This window comes from Terrimonas pollutisoli (genome assembly GCF_029360765.1).
Taxonomy (GTDB): domain Bacteria; phylum Bacteroidota; class Bacteroidia; order Chitinophagales; family Chitinophagaceae; genus Terrimonas_B; species Terrimonas_B pollutisoli.
In genome coordinates, this window is sequence record NZ_JARKNA010000002.1 from 450,806 (window position 1) to 471,455 (window position 20,650).

General features: G+C 40.5%; 21 protein-coding genes and 1 tRNA gene. 12 read left to right on the plus strand and 10 right to left on the minus strand.

Going from position 1 to position 20,650, the window contains the following annotated elements; all coding sequences use genetic code 11:
* The first annotated feature begins 10 nt into the window (after positions 1-10).
* The 4 genes from P2W73_RS05805 (at position 11) to P2W73_RS05820 (ending at position 4,274) form a co-directional block, all read left to right on the plus strand.
* Positions 11-649: an O-methyltransferase gene (locus P2W73_RS05805; protein ID WP_276501057.1), complete on the plus strand. Its 639-nt coding sequence runs from the start codon at positions 11-13 to the stop codon at positions 647-649.
* A 58-nt stretch (positions 650-707) separates the two neighbouring features.
* A complete protein-coding gene (locus P2W73_RS05810; RefSeq protein WP_276501058.1) occupies positions 708-1,724 on the plus strand; it encodes a glucosaminidase domain-containing protein in 1,017 nt (338 codons plus the stop codon).
* Between the two features lie 119 nt (positions 1,725-1,843).
* Complete coding sequence (hpt, locus tag P2W73_RS05815) at positions 1,844-2,377, plus strand: hypoxanthine phosphoribosyltransferase (RefSeq protein ID WP_276501059.1); 534 nt, start codon at positions 1,844-1,846, stop codon at positions 2,375-2,377.
* 166 nt (positions 2,378-2,543) lie between these two features.
* A complete protein-coding gene (locus tag P2W73_RS05820; RefSeq protein ID WP_276501060.1) occupies positions 2,544-4,274 on the plus strand; it encodes a vWA domain-containing protein in 1,731 nt (576 codons plus the stop codon).
* 79 nt (positions 4,275-4,353) lie between these two features.
* Here the strand turns inward: P2W73_RS05820 and tig are convergent, their stop codons facing one another.
* Both tig and P2W73_RS05830 read right to left on the minus strand, forming a co-directional pair.
* A complete protein-coding gene (gene tig, locus P2W73_RS05825) occupies positions 4,354-5,751 on the minus strand; it encodes a trigger factor (RefSeq protein WP_276501061.1) in 1,398 nt (465 codons plus the stop codon).
* A gap of 129 nt (positions 5,752-5,880) precedes the next feature.
* A tRNA-Leu gene (locus tag P2W73_RS05830) sits at positions 5,881-5,962 on the minus strand.
* 142 nt (positions 5,963-6,104) lie between these two features.
* Between P2W73_RS05830 and P2W73_RS05835 the strand changes: the two genes are divergently transcribed.
* From P2W73_RS05835 to P2W73_RS05860, 6 genes are all read left to right on the plus strand, one after another.
* Positions 6,105-8,357 (plus strand): RelA/SpoT family protein, encoded by a 2,253-nt coding sequence (locus P2W73_RS05835; RefSeq protein ID WP_276501062.1) that lies wholly within the window; start codon positions 6,105-6,107, stop codon positions 8,355-8,357.
* 162 nt (positions 8,358-8,519) lie between these two features.
* Positions 8,520-9,785, plus strand: a complete 1,266-nt coding sequence (locus tag P2W73_RS05840; RefSeq protein WP_276501063.1) for an adenylosuccinate synthase — start codon at positions 8,520-8,522, stop codon at positions 9,783-9,785.
* An 80-nt stretch (positions 9,786-9,865) separates the two neighbouring features.
* Positions 9,866-10,312 (plus strand): hypothetical protein, encoded by a 447-nt coding sequence (locus P2W73_RS05845; RefSeq protein ID WP_276501064.1) that lies wholly within the window; start codon positions 9,866-9,868, stop codon positions 10,310-10,312.
* Positions 10,313-10,397: 85 nt separating this feature from the next.
* Complete coding sequence (locus P2W73_RS05850; RefSeq protein WP_276501065.1) at positions 10,398-11,627, plus strand: anthranilate synthase component I family protein; 1,230 nt, start codon at positions 10,398-10,400, stop codon at positions 11,625-11,627.
* 223 nt (positions 11,628-11,850) lie between these two features.
* Complete coding sequence (locus tag P2W73_RS05855) at positions 11,851-12,522, plus strand: YiaD family glycine zipper/OmpA-like lipoprotein (protein ID WP_276501066.1); 672 nt, start codon at positions 11,851-11,853, stop codon at positions 12,520-12,522.
* Positions 12,523-12,572: 50 nt separating this feature from the next.
* Positions 12,573-13,196 carry a porin family protein gene (locus P2W73_RS05860; protein WP_276501067.1) on the plus strand — a complete coding sequence of 208 codons (624 nt, stop codon included), beginning with the start codon at positions 12,573-12,575 and terminating at the stop codon, positions 13,194-13,196.
* A gap of 72 nt (positions 13,197-13,268) precedes the next feature.
* Here the strand turns inward: P2W73_RS05860 and P2W73_RS05865 are convergent, their stop codons facing one another.
* The 6 genes from P2W73_RS05865 to rny all read right to left on the minus strand — a co-directional run bounded on the left by P2W73_RS05865 (position 13,269) and on the right by rny (position 18,993).
* On the minus strand, positions 13,269-13,772 hold the full coding sequence (locus tag P2W73_RS05865) for a lipocalin family protein (RefSeq protein WP_276501068.1): 504 nt from the start codon (positions 13,770-13,772) through the stop codon (positions 13,269-13,271).
* Between the two features lie 124 nt (positions 13,773-13,896).
* Positions 13,897-14,973 carry a lytic transglycosylase domain-containing protein gene (locus P2W73_RS05870; protein ID WP_276501069.1) on the minus strand — a complete coding sequence of 359 codons (1,077 nt, stop codon included), beginning with the start codon at positions 14,971-14,973 and terminating at the stop codon, positions 13,897-13,899.
* A 108-nt stretch (positions 14,974-15,081) separates the two neighbouring features.
* Positions 15,082-16,506, minus strand: a complete 1,425-nt coding sequence (gatA, locus tag P2W73_RS05875; protein ID WP_276501070.1) for an Asp-tRNA(Asn)/Glu-tRNA(Gln) amidotransferase subunit GatA — start codon at positions 16,504-16,506, stop codon at positions 15,082-15,084.
* A 58-nt stretch (positions 16,507-16,564) separates the two neighbouring features.
* The gene (locus P2W73_RS05880; RefSeq protein WP_276501071.1) at positions 16,565-16,765 is read right to left on the minus strand and encodes a Sec-independent protein translocase subunit TatA/TatB; all 201 of its coding nucleotides are present in this window, start codon (positions 16,763-16,765) and stop codon (positions 16,565-16,567) included.
* Positions 16,766-16,898: 133 nt separating this feature from the next.
* On the minus strand, positions 16,899-17,264 hold the full coding sequence (gene rplS / locus P2W73_RS05885) for a 50S ribosomal protein L19 (RefSeq protein WP_276501072.1): 366 nt from the start codon (positions 17,262-17,264) through the stop codon (positions 16,899-16,901).
* Positions 17,265-17,427: 163 nt separating this feature from the next.
* Positions 17,428-18,993 carry a ribonuclease Y gene (gene rny, locus P2W73_RS05890; protein WP_276501073.1) on the minus strand — a complete coding sequence of 522 codons (1,566 nt, stop codon included), beginning with the start codon at positions 18,991-18,993 and terminating at the stop codon, positions 17,428-17,430.
* A 274-nt stretch (positions 18,994-19,267) separates the two neighbouring features.
* On the opposite strand from rny, the gene P2W73_RS05895 reads away from it, so the two are divergent.
* Positions 19,268-19,687 (plus strand): hypothetical protein, encoded by a 420-nt coding sequence (locus P2W73_RS05895; RefSeq protein WP_276501074.1) that lies wholly within the window; start codon positions 19,268-19,270, stop codon positions 19,685-19,687.
* Between the two features lie 19 nt (positions 19,688-19,706).
* Here the strand turns inward: P2W73_RS05895 and P2W73_RS05900 are convergent, their stop codons facing one another.
* A complete protein-coding gene (locus tag P2W73_RS05900) occupies positions 19,707-19,994 on the minus strand; it encodes a cell division protein ZapA (protein WP_276501075.1) in 288 nt (95 codons plus the stop codon).
* Between the two features lie 102 nt (positions 19,995-20,096).
* Between P2W73_RS05900 and P2W73_RS05905 the strand changes: the two genes are divergently transcribed.
* Positions 20,097-20,351: a hypothetical protein gene (locus P2W73_RS05905; protein WP_276501076.1), complete on the plus strand. Its 255-nt coding sequence runs from the start codon at positions 20,097-20,099 to the stop codon at positions 20,349-20,351.
* Position 20,352: 1 nt separating this feature from the next.
* Here P2W73_RS05905 and P2W73_RS05910 read toward each other — a convergent pair whose 3' ends face one another.
* The gene (locus P2W73_RS05910; protein WP_276501077.1) at positions 20,353-20,640 is read right to left on the minus strand and encodes a hypothetical protein; all 288 of its coding nucleotides are present in this window, start codon (positions 20,638-20,640) and stop codon (positions 20,353-20,355) included.
* Positions 20,641-20,650 lie beyond the last annotated feature (10 nt).

Here is a 20,650-nt window from a genome sequence, read left to right on the forward strand (position 1 = left end):
AAAAATTACCTTGGATATTATACATCCGGACATCCAGGCATATGCAGAAAAGTATTCAACCGCCGAAGATGATTTACTAAGAGAGATAAATGAATACACTGCTGCCAATCACCGGGAGCATCATATGCTTAGCGGCCACTTGCAGGGAAAACTGCTGGAAATGATCAGCCGCATGATCAGGCCCAGGCGAATTTTAGAGATAGGCACTTTTACAGGTTATAGTGCTCTCTGTCTCGCCAAGGGGCTCGTTGAAGACGGGCAATTACATACCATTGAGCTAAGAGAGCCGGATGCTGCTACAGCTAAGGCTTTTTTCAATCGCTCCCTTTTTGCTGAAAAGATAATTTTACATACCGGAAATGCGTTAGATATTGTTCCTTTTATGAATGAAATCTGGGATTTAGTATTTATTGACGCTGATAAAGTTTCATATAAGGAATATTTTAAGATTGTTTTGCCACAGGTGCGGCAAAACGGTTTTATCTTAGCAGATAATATTTTCTTTCATGGCGAAGTGATTGAAAAGGAAGTAAAAGGCAAAAGTGCCAAAGCCATAAAAGATTTTAATGAATTTATCGCGGAAAGAACGGATATAGACAAGATGATCATAACGCTGCGGGATGGATTGTACCTGATCCGGAAATTATAGACAGGATTGTAAACCACAAACTATTAGACCCATAAACTAATAAACTTTTTCTTATCCCATGCAAAACATTCGATTTCTCTTCTCTTTTGTTTTTCTTATGGCTTGCCTGGTCAGCAATGCCCAGAGCCCTGACGTTATCCGCAACTACATAAATACTTATCGAGAAACGGCCATAGCAGAAATGCAAAGAACGGGTGTGCCTGCGGCTATTAAACTGGCACAGGGAATACACGAGACAACAGCCGGCACCAGTGACCTGGTGCGCCGATCCAATAATCATTTCGGAATAAAATGTAAGTCAAACTGGACCGGTGAATCCGTAAAACATACAGACGATGCACCCCATGAATGTTTTCGCAAATATGATGATCCCGCTCAATCTTACCGGGACCATTCGGATTTTTTGAGAGGAAGCAGCCGCTATGCCTCTCTGTTTGCATTGGACCCGCAGGATTATGAAGGTTGGGCATATGGACTGAAAAAAGCAGGCTATGCTACCAATCCCAGGTATCCGCAAATTATTATAAAGTTGATCGAGACATATCAATTGCAGGATTACACCCTGATCGCAATGGGTAAAATGTCACCCAAAGAAGATATGATCGCACAATCAGACAGCGGAGAAAAGCAGGATGATGGAATTACAACTGTTTCTACTGTTACCCGGCCGGTGAGAAAAATGAAGCAGGCTATCGATTATCCCAGTGGAGAATTTAAAATCAACGATACAAAAGTTATTTATGCCCTCGCCGGAACGCCCGTTTTAGCCATTGCTGACCGCTACAATATTTCATTATCCAAAATATTTGAGTTTAATGATTTGGAAGAGTCTGAGACGATACAGAATGATCAGCTCCTTTATCTTCAGCGAAAAAGAAAGACAGGAAATAATGAATTTCATATTGTAGCTGAAGGCGAAACCATCCAGGATATTGCCCGTGAAGAAGCCATCCGCATGGAGTCCTTGTTAGAATATAACCATCTGAAAAGCCATATGCAGCCGGCTGTAGGCGAGCAATTGTATTTGCGTAAAAAGGCGCCGGCAATGCCCAGGCTGGCCAAAAATGAGATCTAACTCCCGCCGGTTTCAATCTGGTTTATAGTGCTGTTTAAAATTTATCTGCAGGTTCTGCATGAACTGTAATAATATTGTTCCAGTTTTGTAAATCATCGAACCAGAAACCCGCAATAAATATGTCAGACGTCAAAGTACATGATAAGTCGTTTGTTACTTATCTCTCCGAAGAAACAATCCAGCAAAGGGTGAAAGAAATGGCTGCTGCGATAAATAAAGATTATGCAGGTAAACGACCCTTTTGCGTTGCGATATTAAACGGATCATTCATGTTTGCTTCTGATCTGTTCAAGCACCTAACGATTGATGCAGAGATTTGTTTCATCAAGCTGGCTTCGTACAGGGGCATGAAGTCAAGCGGCAATATTGTTACCTCAATTGGCCTGGATGAGGATCTGTATGATAAGGATGTCATCATTGTGGAGGATATAGTTGATACCGGTAAGACACTGCATAATTTTCTTCCCCGTTTGTTACACCAGCAACCCCGTTCTTTAAAGATAGCTACCTTGTTGCACAAGTCAGAAGCAACGGAATATCCGCTTACATTGGACTATATCGGGTTTGATATTCCCAATAAGTTTGTGGTAGGGTATGGACTCGATTATGATGGGCTGGGACGTAACCTCAAAGAGATTTACCAGGTGATTTAACCTGTCTTTAAAGTTTTATAACAGTCATCAACCAAGCATTACCAATCTTGCCTGAATCCATCGAATCATGTATCTTGTAACCGGTCGCCAATATCCAAACGGTTTGGGTTGGCAGCTGTAACTGCTATCTACATTGAAGGCCGCTTTCTATATACTACTAAGCCTTGTGATTAGCTTGCCCTGTAAAAGCCAGCAATACTATTTGCGTGGTGAAGTAAAGGATGAGTCAGGCAACAATCTTCAAAATGTTACCATTTTACATTTACGTTCGGGTTATATCTATAAAAGCGGATCTGTTGGATCATTCGGAATAACTATCAATCAAAAAATTGATACGTTTAATTTCTCACTGGATGGATACAGACCCGAGAAGGTAGTGGCGAATGCGGATAATTATCTCACCGTACAACTGAAGCTGGCGCCTGCCAATCGCACCACGGCAAGAACAAACAAGCTTTTATCTTTTACAAAAGGCATGGCCAAAGAAGATCAAAGAAAATGGTTTGCAGGAGATGAGACTTATGCCAGCATTGTAGAAAACAAATTTGTGAACACCAACCGGTTTCCCAGCACAGGTATATCGCTGAATATTGACAGGGCCTCTTATAGTAACATCCGCAGGTTTATTTCTGGTAATTCGTTTGTTCCCCCGGATGCGGTGCGCATTGAAGAAATGTTGAATTATTTTAACCTGAATTATACTGCACCCAAGAGAAATGATTTATTTCATATCAAAACTCAATTGACTTCCTGTCCATGGAATTCTGCCAACCGTTTATTTTATATCGACCTTTCCGCCAGGAAACTAAGCCTGGATAATCTGCCGCCTGCTCAACTTGTTTTCCTGGTAGATGTTTCCGGTTCGATGGATATGACCAACAGGCTGCCATTATTAAAATCTGCTTTCAGGTTAGTAGTGAATAATCTCAGGGCTAAAGATTCGGTCGCAATTGTAGTGTATGGTGGCATCACGGGCATCATGTTAAACACTACCAGTGGTGCCGAAAAGGAAAAAATTTTACAAGTGATCGATGAGTTAACCCCCGGTGGCGCTACGCCCGGTGAATCAGGTATCAGCCTTGCTTACAATCTTGCCAAAAGACATTTTATTGTCGGAGGAAACAATAGGGTAATATTGGCTACTGATGGAGATTTTAATGTTGGCCTAAAGACGGAAGAGGAGTTGGATGAACTAATATCCCGCAACAGGGAATCGGGCATTTATCTTACCTGTCTCGGTGTTGGCATGGGCAATTATAAAGATTCCAAAATTCAAACACTGTCCCGAAAGGGGAATGGCAATTTTTCTTACCTGGATAACTTCGCTGAAGCCGAGAAAGTGTTGATGAAAGAGTTTACCCAAACACTATATTCTGTAGCAGATGACGCTTACATGAATATTGAGTTCAATCCCAACTATGTTAAACAATACAGGCTATTGGGTTTTGACAATAAGGTAGGGGCGTTGAATGATACATCTGCTGTAGTGGAAGGCGGTGAAATTGGCTCTGGCTTCTCGATGATGGGGATCTTTGAAATTGAGCCCAATGATGCGGATACAGTGGCCATTGAAAAATTCGCCCAGGTCAAACTACACTACAAATTGCCAAACGACACAGCCAATAAAGTTTTCACCTATAACTGTCCATATGATTTCATGGACTTTTCCGAATTAGATAAGAGCTACCGTTTTTCGGCAGCCGTGGCAATGTTTGGGTCTTTACTTCGCTCATCATCATTTACTAAAAATGTTACGTGGAATGATGTTCTGCTATTAGCCACAGCGTCTGCCAATCCCAATGAATTGCTGCAAAAAGAATTTGTTTCCCTGGTGGCGCAGGCAAAGGCTCTGTATTCAAAGACCAAAAGGAAAAAAAACAAAAACGATTCGGACTAGTTATTGGGTCATAGCAGAAAAATAAAAAAGGTTGACAGATATCATGTCAACCTTTCCATTTTATTTCGACAAAGTTCTATTAATGGTGATGATGCTGATGTTCTTCCACCATCTTTGTAAAATCTTCAGCACTGATTTCTTTATCCGCTGGATTCACTTTTGTTTCAGCCCATTCAAATATCTTTTGTGTCTGTATGCGGTTGTAAGCATCTTCAACATATTTGCGGTCCTTCATCATTTTTTCGACATAGTCATTTACCCAGGGTTGATCCTGTGCGTCTGTTCCCATGCCGCCCATATAGCCAAATAATTGTTGTTTGGCAAATGCACGGATATCTTCGGGATTTACCTGGATGCCGTTCTCCTGCACAATTTTGTCAGTGATCAATGTCCATTTCAACTGGTTCAGAAAAGTTGGGAACTCCTTTTCTACTTGCTCATCTGATTTGCCACCTTGTTCTTCGGCTGAAGGATCACCTTGTGTTTTTACCCATTTTTTTAGAAATCCTTCGGGAAACTGGATCGTTGTATGATCGGTCAATTCATGAAATACCTGGTCGTGAATTTGATTCTTAGCCTGGTTATCCCAATAAGCCTGTATTTCTTCCTTTATTTTGTTATGAAAGTCCGCTTCAGTTTTTACATCCTGGCTGGGGTAAAGCTGGTTGAAAAACTCTTCATTCAATTCTTTTTTCTCTAACAGACCAATTTTGGTGATCTGAATTTTGAAATGTCTTTGCGCTGCAGTCGGATCATTTTTATCAAGACCCAAATCGCTCAGAATAAACTCGAGTTCTTTTTCGTCAAATGCTTTGTCTAATTGCACAATGATGTAGTCATTGGTTACTTTCCCGATCAGGTTGTTCCTAAAGTCCGGTTTAAAATATTTTACCAACAGGGAATTGTCTTTTGTAATACCGTTTTCAATAGCATTACCATTTTCATCTGCTTCAGTAAAAATAATATTCAGAACGTTGTCTTCAACTTCTACTGTATCCTGGTCCTTCATGTTACCATAGCGGTTTTGAAGGCGTGCAATTTCATTGTTGATCATTTCATCGGTTACCTTAACAACATATCTTGTTGTTTTGGCAGTGCCCAAATCGGCCAGGTGAAATTCGGGTTTCATCCCGATTTCAAAATGGAAAGTATAATCAGCAGGATTGTTTACATCCAATTGACGAACATCAGTTTCCAAAGGCAACGGCTGAGCAAAAATGTCCAGTTTGTCATTTTGCAAATAGCCGATTAGTTCACGGTCAACAGAGCGGAGTACTTCATCGGTAAAAAGGGAAGGTCCGTACATTTTTTTGATGAGGCCAGCAGGAACCATTCCTTTACGAAAGCCTGGAATATTTGCTTTTTTGCTGTATTCTTTTAGTGCTTTTTCAAAAGAAGGCAGGTAATCTGTTTTTTCGAGCTTCACGGTCAGCTTTTCATGCAGTAAGCCGATATTTTCTTTTGTAACTGTTGCCATATAAAGAGTTTAAAAAGTTTAAAAGTTTAAGGGTTTAAGGTTCATCCCGTTCAGCGATTCTGATAGGAAAGGAAAAGTGCTGTGGCCAGAACTTTTAAACTTTGAACTTTAAACTCTTAAACTTTTCGGTGCGGGTGGAGGGACTCGAACCCCCATGCCTTGCGGCGCCAGATCCTAAGTCTGGTATGTCTACCAATTTCACCACACCCGCATTTTGGGGTGCAAATGTAGGGCATTTATTTTCACCAAATAAAGAATTGTCAGACTATTATGAGTTGATTTATAATTTTCTGCAACCGCCTTTTATCTTACTGCCTGTAATTCAGTAAATTCGTTTCGAAAGTTATAGTGTAATGGAAACTGTTGAAAAAACGCCCAAATATAATTTGAATGATGAGCAGGAGCGAAAACTGATTCTTCGTGAATACCGTTCCCTGATGCGATCTCTAAAGGCTAAAATCAAGCCAGGGGACAAGGAGTTACTCCGTACCGCCTTTGAAATGTCGGTAGACGCACATAAAACGATGCGCAGGAAAAGCGGTGAGCCCTATATTCTCCACCCGTTGGCCGTGGCCAAGATTTGCGTAGAAGAGATTGGTCTTGGTGTCCGTTCTACCATCTGCTCGCTTTTACATGATACGGTGGAGGATACAGATATTTCGCTGGAGGATGTAGAACGGGAGTTTGGCCAGGAAATAGCCAGGATAGTCGATGGTTTGACCAAAATCTCCAATGTCATTGATATCAACGGCTCGCAGCAAGCCGAGAATTTCAAAAAAATATTGATGACCCTGACGGATGATCCGCGGGTGATCCTTATAAAACTCGCCGATCGGCTTCACAACATGCGAACGCTGGAAAGCATGAAGCGGGAAAAGCAGTTAAAAATTTCCTCTGAAACAGTTTATGTGTATGCTCCCCTGGCTCACCGGATGGGTCTTTATACTATTAAAACCGAAATGGAAGATCTGGCTATGAAATACATGGAGCCGGAGATATATAAGGATATAGCTCAAAAGCTGGCCGAGACCAAAAGAGAACGATCCAAATATATTAACGAGTTTATTCGGCCACTAAGGGAAAAATTGGAAAAAGGCAATTTCAAATTTGAGATATACGGCCGCCCTAAAAGCATACATTCCATTTCCAACAAAATGAAAAAAAAGGGAGTGGACTTTGAGGAGGTGTATGACCTGTTTGCCATCCGGGTTATTTTAGACTCGCCAACCGAACGTGAAAAAGAGGATTGCTGGAAGGTATATTCAATGATCACGGATGAATATACACCTTCTCCTGAACGCCTGAGAGACTGGTTGAGCAATCCTAAATCAAACGGGTATGAGGCTCTCCATACAACCGTGATGGGCCCGCAAGGTAAATGGGTGGAAGTACAGATCCGTACTAAAAGAATGAATGAAATAGCCGAAAAGGGGCTTGCCGCCCATTGGAAATATAAAGAAGGAGCAGCTGATGAAAGCCGCTTCGATAAATGGTTCCAGCAGATTCGGGAAGTGATCACAAACCAGGAAACAGATAGCATCGACTTTCTCCAGGACTTCAAGACCAGCTTTCTTGCCGAGGAGATCTATGTATATACGCCAAAAGGCGATGTAAAAATGTTGCCGGTCAACTCAACAGCCCTGGATTTTGCATTTTCCATACATAGCGCCATCGGTGTAAAAACGATTGGCGCCAAGGTGAACCACAAATTGGTGCCGATCAGCCATAAGCTACGAAGCGGGGACCAGATAGAAATTATTACCAGTAATAAACAAAAACCATCGGAAGACTGGTTGAGTTTTGTTGTAACCGCTAAGGCAAGAGGGCGGATTAAGGATGCATTAAAAGAAGAGAAAAAGAAAATTGCGGACGAGGGAAAATATACTGTTCAGAGAAAACTGGAAGGCGTAGGCGCAGCGGTAAATCAGCACAATATTGATGAACTGGTTCATTTTTATAAGCTGCAATCGAATTTGGATCTGTTTTACCAGGTAGCTGTCAAGAATATCGACTTAAAAGAGATCAAGGATTTTAAAGTCGTAGGCGACAAAATAGAAGCTCCGCGACCTGTTAAGACGATACAGGAATTCAAACAGGAGATAAGCCCGTTTCAACAAACAGGCTCAAAGAAAGATGCTGAACTCATCATTTTTGGTGAAAGCAGTGATAGGATCGTTTATAACCTGGCTAACTGTTGTAAGCCAATACCAGGGGATGATGTGTTTGGATTTATTACAACAGGTAAAGGCTTAACTATTCATCGGACCAACTGCCCCAATGCTGCCAAATTGCTTGCTAATTACGGTCACCGGGTAGTCAAGACAAAATGGGCTAAAAACAAGGAGATCTCATTTCTTACGGGCTTAAAAATTGTCGGATTGGATGATGTTGGGGTTGTAAACAAGATTACCAGCCTTATTTCCGGTGATTTGCGTATTAATATTGCTGCCTTGACGATTGAAGCAAAGGAAGGCTTGTTCAAAGGCAACATCAAATTATATGTTCACGACCGGGAGGAATTGGAGACTTTAGTGCAAAGCCTGAAAAATTTACCCGGTATTGAGTCCGTAGAGCGATATGATACCGAGGATATACCACATGGGTGATTTTTGTTTAGAGGCGTCTGTCATTTTTAACGTTAGTAAGTAATTTCCAATTGGGTATAAATATTATCAAAGCGACGGGATTTTTTTCGGTGGCTTTTTGTTGACAGCGTATTTTTGCGCCGGCCAAAAGGCCCAGATAAAAAAATATAACCAAACCCAATTATGGTAGATGTAATACTAGGCCTCCAATGGGGCGATGAAGGAAAAGGAAAGATCGTTGATTATTTTGCTAAAGATTATGATGTTATAGCAAGGTTTCAGGGAGGTCCCAATGCCGGTCATACTTTGTATATCGCGGATAAAAAAGTTGTCTTGCACCAAATACCCTCTGGTGTGTTTCATAGTGACAAACTGAACCTGATTGGTAATGGTGTAGTGCTGGATCCGATAACGCTGAAAAGAGAATGCGAAACTGTGGCTGGTTTTGGCGTTGATCTACGCAAGACACTTTTTATTTCTGAAAGAGCGCACCTGATTTTGCCAACACATAGAGCATTGGACAAAGCTTCTGAATCATCCAAGGGTAATCAAAAAATTGGCTCGACATTGAAAGGAATAGGGCCGACCTATATGGATAAAACCGGAAGAAATGGCCTGCGTGTCGGCGACATACTGGATAAAAATTTTACAACAGCTTACATAAAGCTGAGGTTAAAGCATCAACGGTTGTTGGATAACTATGCATTTGATGAAGATATTGCGGCGTGGGAAGAAGAGTTTTTTGAAGCATTAGAATTTCTGAAAGAGCTCAATATTGTAAATGGTGAATACTTTATCAATGAGCAACTGAAAGCTGGTAAAAAAGTACTGGCTGAAGGAGCCCAGGGCAGCATGCTGGATATTGATTTTGGAACATTCCCTTTTGTTACTTCTTCTAATACCATTTCTGCCGGTGTCTGTAATGGGCTAGGCATTGCGCCGCAAAAAATTGGTGAAGTGATTGGTATAACTAAAGCTTATTGTACCCGGGTAGGCGGTGGTCCTTTCCCTACAGAGTTGGAGAATGAATTGGGTGAAGAACTGAGAAAAGCTGGAAATGAATTTGGAGCAACAACAGGTCGTCCCCGCCGTTGCGGCTGGATCGATTTGGTAGCTCTTCGTTTTGCCTGCATGATCAATGGCGTTACAAAAATTGTAATGACAAAAGCAGATGTGCTGGATGAGTTTAAGGAGCTGAATGTTTGTACGAGCTATAATATCAATGGGAAGGAAACGACGGAAATTCCTTTTCGCCTTGATAGAGTAGCTTTAGAGCCGGTGTATAAGAAATTTCCAGGTTGGGATATTCCCAGCAGCACAGCAAAAAAACTGGAAGAGCTGCCGGCAACCATGAAGTCATATATAAGTTTTATCAATGAATATTTAGGTGTGGATGTGCGATATATATCCAACGGACCTGGCCGGGACCAGATTATTTTTGTAGATTAATAGGCGCAGAATTTTTTATAAAAAAAATTTGGTCAATTAAAAAGTTCGCTGAAATTTTACACTTATAACCCTAGCTTATTATGGCATCGAAATCCGATAAGGAAAAAAAAGTTACAGGTAAAGCACCTGCAGATTCCTCTAAAGCATCAGCTAAGAAAGAGTCTTCAAAACCAAAGAAAAAAGAAGTTGAAGACGATGATGATGATGAGCTTGACGAGGATGTGGAAGAAACTACATCAAAAAAAGGTGGCAAGCCATCATCGTCTAAAAAAGGTAAAAATGATGATGACGATGATGATGACGACGACGATATTGATGAAAAAGATGATTGGGATAAGGTAGAGGAAGAGGAAAACTGGGATCCTGATTTTGCTGAGTTTGATGTGCCAAAATCCAAAGGCAAAAAAGTAACCGGCCCGTCTAAAAAAGGTGGAGTGGATGATGATGACGATTTCAAGGTAGATGAAGAATTCAAGGACATGTTCAATGATAGTGATGATTTCAGTGACGATGATGATGATTATTAATTGAATTTCGTTTCATCTGATCAAGTAAACTACTCTGACTAATTCTATATTTCAGATCACGGACTTCAGGTTATTGAAGAAAAAAGTGTTGAACTGGTTACAACAGTTCAACACTTTTTGTTTTTTGGATAATCATCAGTATCATATCCAACCTCACACTGAAGAGTGCGTGGCAGCGGTAGGTGTTAAAAACAAATTTGATGCAGGGCTGTCACCAGATCCATTAAATGATCTTCAAAATTTTATTGAGGGCTCAAAAGCAAAGTGGCTTTTCGGTCATCTCAATTATGATTTTAAGAACGTACTGACAAAAAGTATCTCTTCCCACCCGGATCATATTCGTTTCCCTGATGCTTTTTTTTTCGAACCATCTATTTTAATTCGGATTAGCGAAAAAGAAATAATCATCGGGGCGGAGGATCCGGAATTAATCTTTTCACAAATAAACAGTACTGATATCATTTCAAAGGGACTGGAAAAAGTCCAGGTCAACAGCCGGATCGGGAAGGAAGAATACCTGTCAATCATCAGGCGATTGCAACAACATATTTTGCGGGGCGATTGTTATGAAATAAATTTTTGCCAGGAGTTTTTCGCAGAGAACGTTCAAATAAATCCGGTAGAAACTTATTTAAGATTGAGCGACGTATCACCTAATCCTTTTTCCGCTTTATATCGCTTAGATGACAAATGGCTGATATGTGCCAGTCCTGAGCGTTTTTTAAAAAAGCAGGGAAAACAGATATTGTCGCAACCGATAAAAGGTACTTCTCAAAGGCGGAAGGAAAATTCGGTGAAAGATATAAAAGCAAAAGAAGAACTTTATAATAGTGCAAAAGACCGGTCTGAAAATGTAATGATCGTTGATCTGATGCGTAATGATCTCTCAAAAATATGTGAAGAAGGCTCAGTGCAGGTTGACGAACTGTATGGCATCTATTCCTTTCCACAGGTGCACCAAATGATTTCAACGATCAGCGGTCAATTAAAAAACGATATTTCATTTGCGGATATTCTCAGGGCCACATTTCCAATGGGGTCAATGACAGGAGCTCCTAAGAAAAAAGTGATTGAACTGATCGAGCTGTACGAAAAAACAAAACGGGGTATTTTTTCCGGTGCTGTTGGCTATATTAAACCTTCTGGCGATTTCGACTTCAATGTTGTGATAAGAAGTATAATGTATAATCAGTTGGATAATTATCTTTCGTTTCAAACAGGGTCAGGAATTACTTTTTATAGCGATCCGGAAAAAGAGTGGGAAGAATGCTTATTGAAAGCATCAGCTATCAAAGAAATTTTTCACACGAAATAATACAACCTAACTGGGCAAAAAATTGCCGCTAATTCCTCTTTCCGTTTACGCCAAACAAATGCAGTAACGGGAATCACCGAAGTAATAATCCGCTGACTAATCTTCACTTGTGACATTAAGTCCTGAAAGAAGTGAAACTCATTTGGGTATACAGGCAACAATTACTCAATAAAAGCTATTGGTATGATGTTTGGATAATGGGGTTATTATTAAATAGAAAAGTATGAAACAAATCAAAAATTGGCTAACTGCTACTTTGGCATTCGCCGTACTTGCCACAGGTTGTAAGAATATGAATAAAACACAGAAAGGAGCTGTAATCGGAACGGCAGGTGGCGCCGCTGCAGGTGCAGTAATTGGTAAAGCTGCCGGCAATACTGCATTAGGTGCCATTATTGGTGCAACCGTTGGAGGTGTTACAGGTGCAGTGATCGGTAGAAAAATGGATAAGCAGGCAGAAGAAATAAAGAATGAAGTGCCTGGTGCAAAAGTTGAACGGGTAGGTGAAGGGATAGTAGTGGAATTCAGCAGTGCCGTATTATTTGGATTTGATCAATCAAGCCTTTCATCAAAAGCGGAATCGACATTGGGTGATCTAATCAAAATTTTGAATAAATATCCCGATACGGACCTGGAAATCCAGGGTCACACCGATAATACCGGAACCGATAAGTATAATCAAAGTTTATCCGAAAGAAGAGCATCAACTGTTGCTAATTACCTGACCAATCATGGTATTGCTCTTGAAAGAGTAAAGACAGTAGGCTTTGGAGAAGCGGCTCCTAAATACAGCAATGATACAGAAAGTGGCAGGGCACAAAATCGCCGGGTAGAATTTTTGATCACTGCTAATGAAAAAATGAAGAGTGATGCAAAGAAAGAGGCAGGCCATTAATAATAGCATAATAGAAAGGCCAAATGATTTTTTAATCTAAAACAACACTAATGAAAACAACAAAAATTTGCGCGGTAGCAATTGCTTTATTGTTAACAACCGGCATATTTGCACAGCAAAAAACAACTTTTGGTATACGTGGCGGCGTCAATTTTCAAAATTTAAATGGAAAAGACATTAACGATGACAAAAGAGAGAATAAACTAAAAACAGGATTTAATGCCGGAGTAAATGCGGAGATACCTGTAGGAATTGATTTCTATCTACAGCCAGGAGTTTTATTTAGTACAAAAGGTGCAAAAATAGAAGACACTGATAATAAGATTAATTTATCTTATGTAGAAGTACCGGTTAATTTTATTTACAAACCAGAATTAGGGGAAGGAAGAATGATATTAGGATTTGGCCCTTATGCAGCTTTTGCAGTTGGTGGTAAATACAAACCGGAAAATGGCAATGACGTAGATATAGAATTTGGAGATCAGTATCCGGAAACAAAAAGATTTGATGCCGGGGCTAATCTTTTGGCAGGTTATGAGTTCAGTAATAAATTGTCCTTTCAACTGAACGCAGGCCTTGGATTGGTTAATATCAGTAACCGTCCTGCAGACGATTCCAAATCAACAACGAAAAATACAGGTTTCGGCGTTTCATTAGGATACCGCTTCAATTAATTTAGTCGGATTTGATGCTAATAAAAAAAGGTTGTCACAATGGCAACCTTTTTTTATTAGGTAAGAGGAATACTATTTTTTAGAAAAGGAATAGTTGATCGAAATAGTTCTTCCTTCAAAGTTTACGTTTGATCTTAAAGACAAGTTAGCATCCGAGGCCGATATAATGTTGAACTTATAACCATCTGCAATGTCTTTTGCTTTTACACCTCCGGGAAGTCTTTTATATTGTAATATCGTTTGACCATTTTCAATCCTGTACGACCAAACAATATTTCTTTCGCCTGGTGTGCAACTGTTGTTAGCGGAAGAAATTGTATAAGACCCATTTCCATTATTTGGAAAAACCCAGGTGCTGCCCTTCAGGCAATTTTCATCTCCTTCATCCAGTAAGGTTAGCTTAATATTTTGCCCCTGCGGCAGTCCATCATAAGTAATACTATTTAACACCCAGGTTCCTTTTACATCATCCCGGCTGGCCGTAGCCACTGCTTTTTTGGAGGAGGAGCAGGAAGAAGAAAGAATAATTATGCCTGCCATAAAAGGAATTGTCCATTTTAATTTGCTTTGTACCATAAGACTTGTTTTAATAAAAAATAATTCTTGACTAACACAGGAAATATTGTGCCTGATTTGGGCAGCGAAAATAAAAAACCGGTTTATCATCATAAACCGGTTTTTTACTATAAAATTTTTGAAATTATCGTGGTGTTGCAGAAGATACAGCATCAGGGTTTAGTAAAACCTGGATAGACTCTGCCAGAATATCGTTTTTCTTTGTTTTGAAAATATCCATTTTTTCGGATGGCAGCCGCAATTCATAGTTCCCATTTGACGCAATCATGTTATCAAAATCCGGATTGATCTTCTGGAAAGAAGCAAGGTCCATTTCAATGTGCTTTACAATCACGGAAGCATTATAACGTCCATTGATTGTTTGAGCAATGGAGCCAGCCAGGTCAATTTTCACCGGTGTAGTATTATTAGCCAATAAAAAATTGGCCGCTTCTTTTTTTGTGAGTGTAGTAATGCCACCTTCACCTTCCATGATATAATGCGTTGCAATAAATTTCTTCACATGCTTTCTCGACTCTGCCGGTAGATATTTTTGCAATTTCCAAAAATCACGACTGCCACTTCTTTTGATCGCCGAATTCACATTTCCTGGCCCTCCATTGTAGGCAGCAATAACTAATAGCCAATCGCCATATATTGAGAACAGGTCAGTTAAATAACGCGAAGCTGCATGCGTACTTTTATAAATATCCCGCCTTTCATCCATTTTGCGGTTGACTCTTAATCCAAGATTTCTCGCTGTGGCAGGCATCAACTGCCACGGCCCAACAGCGCCGGCCCAGGATATTGCATTTGATTTAAGATTTGACTCTATTACAGCGAGGTATTTCAGTTCTCTGGGCAGTCCGTGTTTTGCCAGGATATTATCCATCATGTCAAAATAAGGCTTACCCCAACCTTTCATCTTTTCCATGGATTTGCCAAACTTTTCCATGTAATCCTCGACAAAACTAAGCGCCAAAGGATTGAGCTGCTCAACGCTGACACCGGTTGACGGGTTTGACGTAACAAAAAGATCCTTGAAATCTTCCTTCGGATTTCTTGCAGCAATAATTTCGGCAGCCAGAGAATCTTTTAATTGAATATCAACAGTATCGGAAATGGGGAATGCAACATTTAACCGGTTCTCATTCCTGGCAAAGGCTGAAGTGGCAATAGCGACAATACAGCTAATACAAATAAATCCAAGTTGTTTTAACATCAATCACAGCGATTTAGATTACACCCTCATCCGCAACAAAAGCGGAATTCAGTCACAAATACGGTTTCGGCAGGATTATATCACTCGTCCATTTATTGCATTAGCTCGTTATTGCATTAGCTCGTTCGAGATGCGGAGCAAAGCTAATTCATTAAAGCGATTTGACATGGCTTGCACGCCAAAAGGCATGCCATTTGTGTGTCGGAAGAGGGGAAGGGAGATTGCCGGAATACCCACTAAATTAGCCATAACGGTATAGATATCAGCCAGATACATGGCAATTGGGTCATCCATTTTTTCGCCAATTTTGAATGCTGTAGAAGGCGTAGTTGGCAGGAAAATGAAGTCAAACTCATTGAAAATCAACTGAGTTTGATCAAATAACAATTTTCTAACTTTTTGAGCCCTGGTGAAGTAGGCATCATAGTAGCCAGCACTTAGTACAAAGGTGCCAAGCATGATTCGTCGTTTGACTTCCTTGCCAAAGCCGGTTGACCTCGTTTCTTTATAAAGCTCAGTAAGATCCGAATCAGGCTTATTGGCCCGGTAACCAAATTTAACACCATCGTAACGGGACAGATTGGAGGAAGCCTCAGCGGTTGTTAAGACATAATAGGCTGGGACAATATGGTCCAGCAGGTCAAATTTAACCGCCTTAACCTCATGTCCGTGATTTTTCAATTGCTCTAATAAGTCTTTGATGCGTTTCGAAATCTCAATATCCAGGCTCGGGTGATCAAGCGCCTCGGGAAAGTAGGCTATACGATACTTCTTATCACTGGTTAAATTTTTTGAATAGCTTTCAACTGGTCGATGAGAAACGGTGCTGTCGTAGTCATCAGCTCCGGCCATTATTTCAAGGGCAAGGGCAATGTCGGGAATGTTTTTTCCAAAAATGCCGATCTGGTCAAAAGATGAAGCATAAGCAATCAGCCCATAACGGGATATTCTTCCGTAGGTGGGTTTTAAACCAATAATTCCACAGAGATCAGCTGGTTGCCGCACGGACCCGCCGGTATCACTCCCCAGTGAGAGCATACAGAGGCCTGCCTGTACGGCCACTGCCGATCCGCCTGAAGATCCCCCGGGAATTTTTGTTTCGTCGAGAAAGTTTAACACTTTGCCATAAGCCGAGTTCTCATTAGTAGAGCCCATCGCAAATTCATCGCAGTTAAGGCTACCGATGATGATAGCTTCCTCTGCCAATAGCTTTTCAATCGCTGTGGCGGAGTAGATGGAAGTAAACCCTTTTAAAATTGCAGATGCGGCCGACAGCGGGTGATCTTTATAAGCGATCACATCTTTAATGCCGATAACAACGCCATGTAATTTTTTTGTTGGCTTGCCTGCTTTTCTTTGTTCGTCCAGTGCCTTTGCTTTTTCGATGGCTTCCTGTTCAAATACATGAACGAACGCATTCAAATGCCGGGTAGCATTTATCTGCTTTAAGCAATGCTCAACAGCCTGCAAACAGGAAATCTTTCCTTCCTTTAATGAGGAATGATACTGATCAATAGACGAAAACTCAAACAAAAGTGGTTACTCTTTTTTCAATGAAATAAGGGTGGATAAAGCAGGAAGATCAAGACTTTTAAGAAGCTTTAATATCGTTAGTGCTTTCTTCTATTTCTTTCTTCACATTGGTTTTGGCATCATTGAATTCACGAACACCTTTGCCAAGTCCTCTCATCAGTTCAGGAATTTTGCGGCCACCAAACAACAACAAAACGATGATCAGGATAATGATGATTTCGTTTGTACCTAACACTCCTAATAGATCTGCATGTATCATGATAGTAAAAGATTAGACTTCAAAGATAGGAAAATAGTATCGCTAAATACATAAGGTAAATAATTACAACGGGATGTTGTGGAAACGAAAAATCCCCCACGGAAGCGGAGGATTTTTATAATATGTTAATGACTTATTTCGCTGTTTCAGTCGCCATGCGTTTTTCACGAATCCTGGCACTTTTACCGCTACGTTTACGCTGATAGAAAAGCTTAGCACGACGCACATCACCTGTTTTATTCAAAATAATAGAGTCAACATTGGGAGAAGAAAATGGAAACACCCTCTCAACGCCTACACCATCAGAAATTTTACGTACAGTAAAGCTGGCAGTAAAACCGCTACCTTGTTTTTTGATGACGTCGCCTTTAAAAGACTGGATACGTTCTTTATTACCCTCAATGATTTTATAGTTTACGGTAATATTATCACCTGCCTTGAAAGCGGGGAACTCTTTCTTGCTGCTCAACTGCTCATGTACAAATGCTATGGCGTTCATGACTCTTATTTTTAAGGAGGGCAAAGGTAGGGGTCAATAGCAGATTAACCAAATTTGATCTAATCTTATTTTCAAGGCACAAGGTACAAGAAAAAAATAAGGTACAAGATTGAGGATCGGTCCTTTCTTGTACCTTGAAACTTGTGGCTTGTGGCTTAATCTTTTATCTGGCAATATTCACTGCTCTCTTTTCCCGGATAACCGTCACTTTTATCTGCCCGGGAAAAGTCATTTCAGTTTGGATCTTCTGGGCTATTTCAAAAGAAAGTTTGTCCGAGTCCCCATCCGTAACTTTTTCAGACTCAACAATAACTCTCAATTCACGTCCCGCCTGGATAGCATAAGCCTTTTCAACACCGGGATAGGTCATCGCGAGGTTTTCAAGATCCTTAATACGCTGCAGGTATTGCTGCATGATCTCTCTCCTGGCGCCGGGCCTTGCACCGCTGATGGCATCGCAGGCCTGGACAATGGGGGAGATCACATATTGCATTTCCATTTCATCATGGTGAGCTCCAATAGCATTTACAACAGCTGGGTTTTCGCCGTATTTTTCTGCGAGTTTGGCTCCTAACAAAGCATGGCTCAATTCACTTTCCTCATCCGGCACTTTTCCGATATCATGTAAAAGACCAGCACGTTTGGCGAGTTTAGGATTCAGGCCGAGTTCAGCAGCCATAGTAGCACACAAGTTGGCTGTCTCACGGCTGTGCATCAACAGGTTTTGACCATATGAAGAACGGAAACGCATCCGACCAACCATTCTAACCAGCTCTTTATGAAGACCATGGATACCCAATTCGATCACCGTTCTTTCACCGATTTCCATCACTTGTTCTTCAATCTGTTTGCGGGTTTTTTCCACCACTTCTTCAATCCGTGCAGGGTGAATCCGGCCGTCGGCCACCAGTCTTTGTAAGCTCAGACGGGCTATTTCGCGGCGGAGCGGATCAAAGCTTGAAAGTATAATAGCTTCAGGGGTATCATCTACGATCAGGTCAACGCCAGTTGCTGCTTCCAGGGCACGGATATTTCGTCCCTCACGACCAATGATCTGTCCTTTGATTTCGTCACTTTCCAGGTTGAAAACAGTGATAGAATTTTCAATTGCCTGTTCTGCGGCAGTTCGTTGTATAGTTTGAATAATGATTTTGCGGGCCTCTTTATTGGCTTTTTGTTTGGCTTCATCAATAATTTCCTGCTGCATTGCCAAAGCCTGTGTATGAGCCTCATTTTTTAGACTTTCTACCAATTGCGTTTTTGCTTCCTCTGCCGAAAGCCCCGCAATTTTCTCCAACCGGCGAATGTGTTCTTCCTGGTGTTTTTCCAGTTCGCTTCTTTTGATGTTGACCAGATCGATCTGGCGATTCAGGTTATCTTTAATGGCTTCGTTTTCCTTTACCTGTTTGTCAAGATTGATTTCTTTTTGACTGATCGACTGTTCTTTTTGACGGATACGGTTCTCGCCTTCGTTGATTTTGCGGTTGCGATCATTTACTTCTTTATCGTGAGCCGCTTTTAACTGAATAAATTTTTCTTTTACTTCCAGTTCTTTTTCCTTTCTGATGGTTTCGGCTCTTAGTTCAGCTTCTTTTAATAAATTTTTTGATTGTAATTCAGCTTCTTCTATTTTTTTCTGGGTGTTTTTAGCAAAAATGAATTTACCTGCTATGATGCCAACGATAAGTGCGGCTATACCAATTATAAGAGATATGACATTGATGTCCATGAAAATTTTGTTTAATGTATTCCAAAATCAAGTGGTTTAGTGAACCTGTTGTTGAGCTGAGTTAACAGCTTTTTTACAGGCAATAGGCGAAGATACAAAAGGGAAACTAATGCATGAAATTACAAGCATTTAGCGACTATGGTTTTAGGACTTTTTGAAGCGGGAAAAGAAGATGCTTAGAACGAATTAAATATGCAGAAGTTGGAGATTCAGTTTATTTATCACTATTTTCACTTCGAAAAATTGTAGTCTAAAAACATCCATTAAGTTTGATATGTTCTTTACAAAAATAAAATCTGTTTTGTTTGCCTTTTTAGTGGTACTTGTATTGAGTTGTTCAAAAGGCGGTAGTGACCCCAACCCGCCTACCCCTCCGGCTGAAGAGAACTTATCGATTGGAATAGATCCTGATCCCGGCGCTGAAATAGCAAAAACATTAGGTTCCAGTTATGATTTTAAAGTGCTGATAAAATCAAAAATGCCCGAAAAGGGCGTAGAGGGAACGGTTACATTTAGAAAGGAGTTTGACAATAGTCTTATATCTACTCAAAGTATCAGCGGTACAGCTTCTCCGATCAATGTTACGATTTCGAACATTGTGCTGAATGAAGTGGGCATCGTAACTATTGAATTGAAGTCAAAAAGTAAACCGGCTAATACTGCCAGCAAAACATTTAAACTGGCCAGGAAATAAATCAGCCCAACAAACTTGTTTACCCGGCCTGGCTATCCAATAATCTTTCAATAGCGCTAAGCTTATCAGTGAGGGCGTCTTGCTGAATGTCTGCTGAACCCGCTGTTTGTTGCTCAGTAGCCAGCCAGATCAATACCATAGCTATATAATCCTGCATATCTTTTCCGGCAAATTGCGTTTTATATTCAATGATCTTATCATTGATGATTTTGACCGTGCGGCGAACCACTTCCTCGTCCTGGGGATTCAGTTTTATCCGGTAATTGCGGTCGGCAATCACGATGGTGGCTGCAATTAATTGATCCATAGCTTGCTATTTTAAAAAACTGTGATTATATTAGATAACTTTTTTTAAAAATGTAATAATCCCGCCACTTTTATGAAGGCAATAAACACCAAAACTTAACCCATGTTTGCCAAAATTAGGTCATCGAATTTTATTGATGTTCTGCAATTCGAATTAATCAGCAACAAAGACAGCTTTTTCAGATGTATCCTCAAAGATGATAAGGGGAGTATTTGTGGCGTATTAGAGAGAAATATTTCACAGGATCAAAAGCAAATCAGCTGGTCAGGCTTAAATGATTTGCCTTACGGCCAATACACACTTGAATTGGTGCACGGAAAAGAAGAAATGAAGCTGAACCTGGTTAAAAGAGTTTGAACTAACGGCTCAGCATAGTAATACACCGGTCAATCTCTTTGAGATATCCATTAATTCGTTTTTCAAATTGCTTTTTATCTTCCTCAGCCATTTCCCCATTACTGTATCTCAATATTTCAACCTGCTGTTTGAGAGTATTCGAATTTTCCTTTGCTTCTGACGCTTCTTTCTTTACCATAGCCAGTTCTTCCTTCAGCGATAGGTTTTCCTTTTGTAAAACGGAATGTTGCTTTACCAGTTGCTGCACTTTATCCTGTATACGCCTGAGATGTTGTTCCGTGGTATTCACTATTATTTTT

Bases quoted from the DNA above. Each gene is read 5' to 3' on its own strand.
- P2W73_RS05810 (WP_276501058.1), top strand. From the start codon at position 708: ATGCAAAACATTCGATTTCTCTTCTCTTTTGTTTTTCTTATGGCTTGC.
- hpt (WP_276501059.1), top strand. From the start codon at position 1,844: ATGTCAGACGTCAAAGTACATGATAAGTCGTTTGTTACTTATCTCTCC.
- tig (WP_276501061.1), bottom strand. From the start codon at position 5,751: ATGGCAACAGTTACAAAAGAAAATATCGGCTTACTGCATGAAAAGCTG.
- P2W73_RS05835 (WP_276501062.1), top strand. From the start codon at position 6,105: ATGGAAACTGTTGAAAAAACGCCCAAATATAATTTGAATGATGAGCAG.
- P2W73_RS05840 (WP_276501063.1), top strand. From the start codon at position 8,520: ATGGTAGATGTAATACTAGGCCTCCAATGGGGCGATGAAGGAAAAGGA.
- P2W73_RS05845 (WP_276501064.1), top strand. From the start codon at position 9,866: ATGGCATCGAAATCCGATAAGGAAAAAAAAGTTACAGGTAAAGCACCT.
- P2W73_RS05855 (WP_276501066.1), top strand. From the start codon at position 11,851: ATGAAACAAATCAAAAATTGGCTAACTGCTACTTTGGCATTCGCCGTA.
- P2W73_RS05860 (WP_276501067.1), top strand. From the start codon at position 12,573: ATGAAAACAACAAAAATTTGCGCGGTAGCAATTGCTTTATTGTTAACA.
- P2W73_RS05865 (WP_276501068.1), bottom strand. From the start codon at position 13,772: ATGGTACAAAGCAAATTAAAATGGACAATTCCTTTTATGGCAGGCATA.
- P2W73_RS05870 (WP_276501069.1), bottom strand. From the start codon at position 14,973: ATGTTAAAACAACTTGGATTTATTTGTATTAGCTGTATTGTCGCTATT.
- P2W73_RS05880 (WP_276501071.1), bottom strand. From the start codon at position 16,765: ATGATACATGCAGATCTATTAGGAGTGTTAGGTACAAACGAAATCATC.
- rplS (WP_276501072.1), bottom strand. From the start codon at position 17,264: ATGAACGCCATAGCATTTGTACATGAGCAGTTGAGCAGCAAGAAAGAG.
- rny (WP_276501073.1), bottom strand. From the start codon at position 18,993: ATGGACATCAATGTCATATCTCTTATAATTGGTATAGCCGCACTTATC.
- P2W73_RS05895 (WP_276501074.1), top strand. From the start codon at position 19,268: ATGTTCTTTACAAAAATAAAATCTGTTTTGTTTGCCTTTTTAGTGGTA.
- P2W73_RS05900 (WP_276501075.1), bottom strand. From the start codon at position 19,994: ATGGATCAATTAATTGCAGCCACCATCGTGATTGCCGACCGCAATTAC.
- P2W73_RS05905 (WP_276501076.1), top strand. From the start codon at position 20,097: ATGTTTGCCAAAATTAGGTCATCGAATTTTATTGATGTTCTGCAATTC.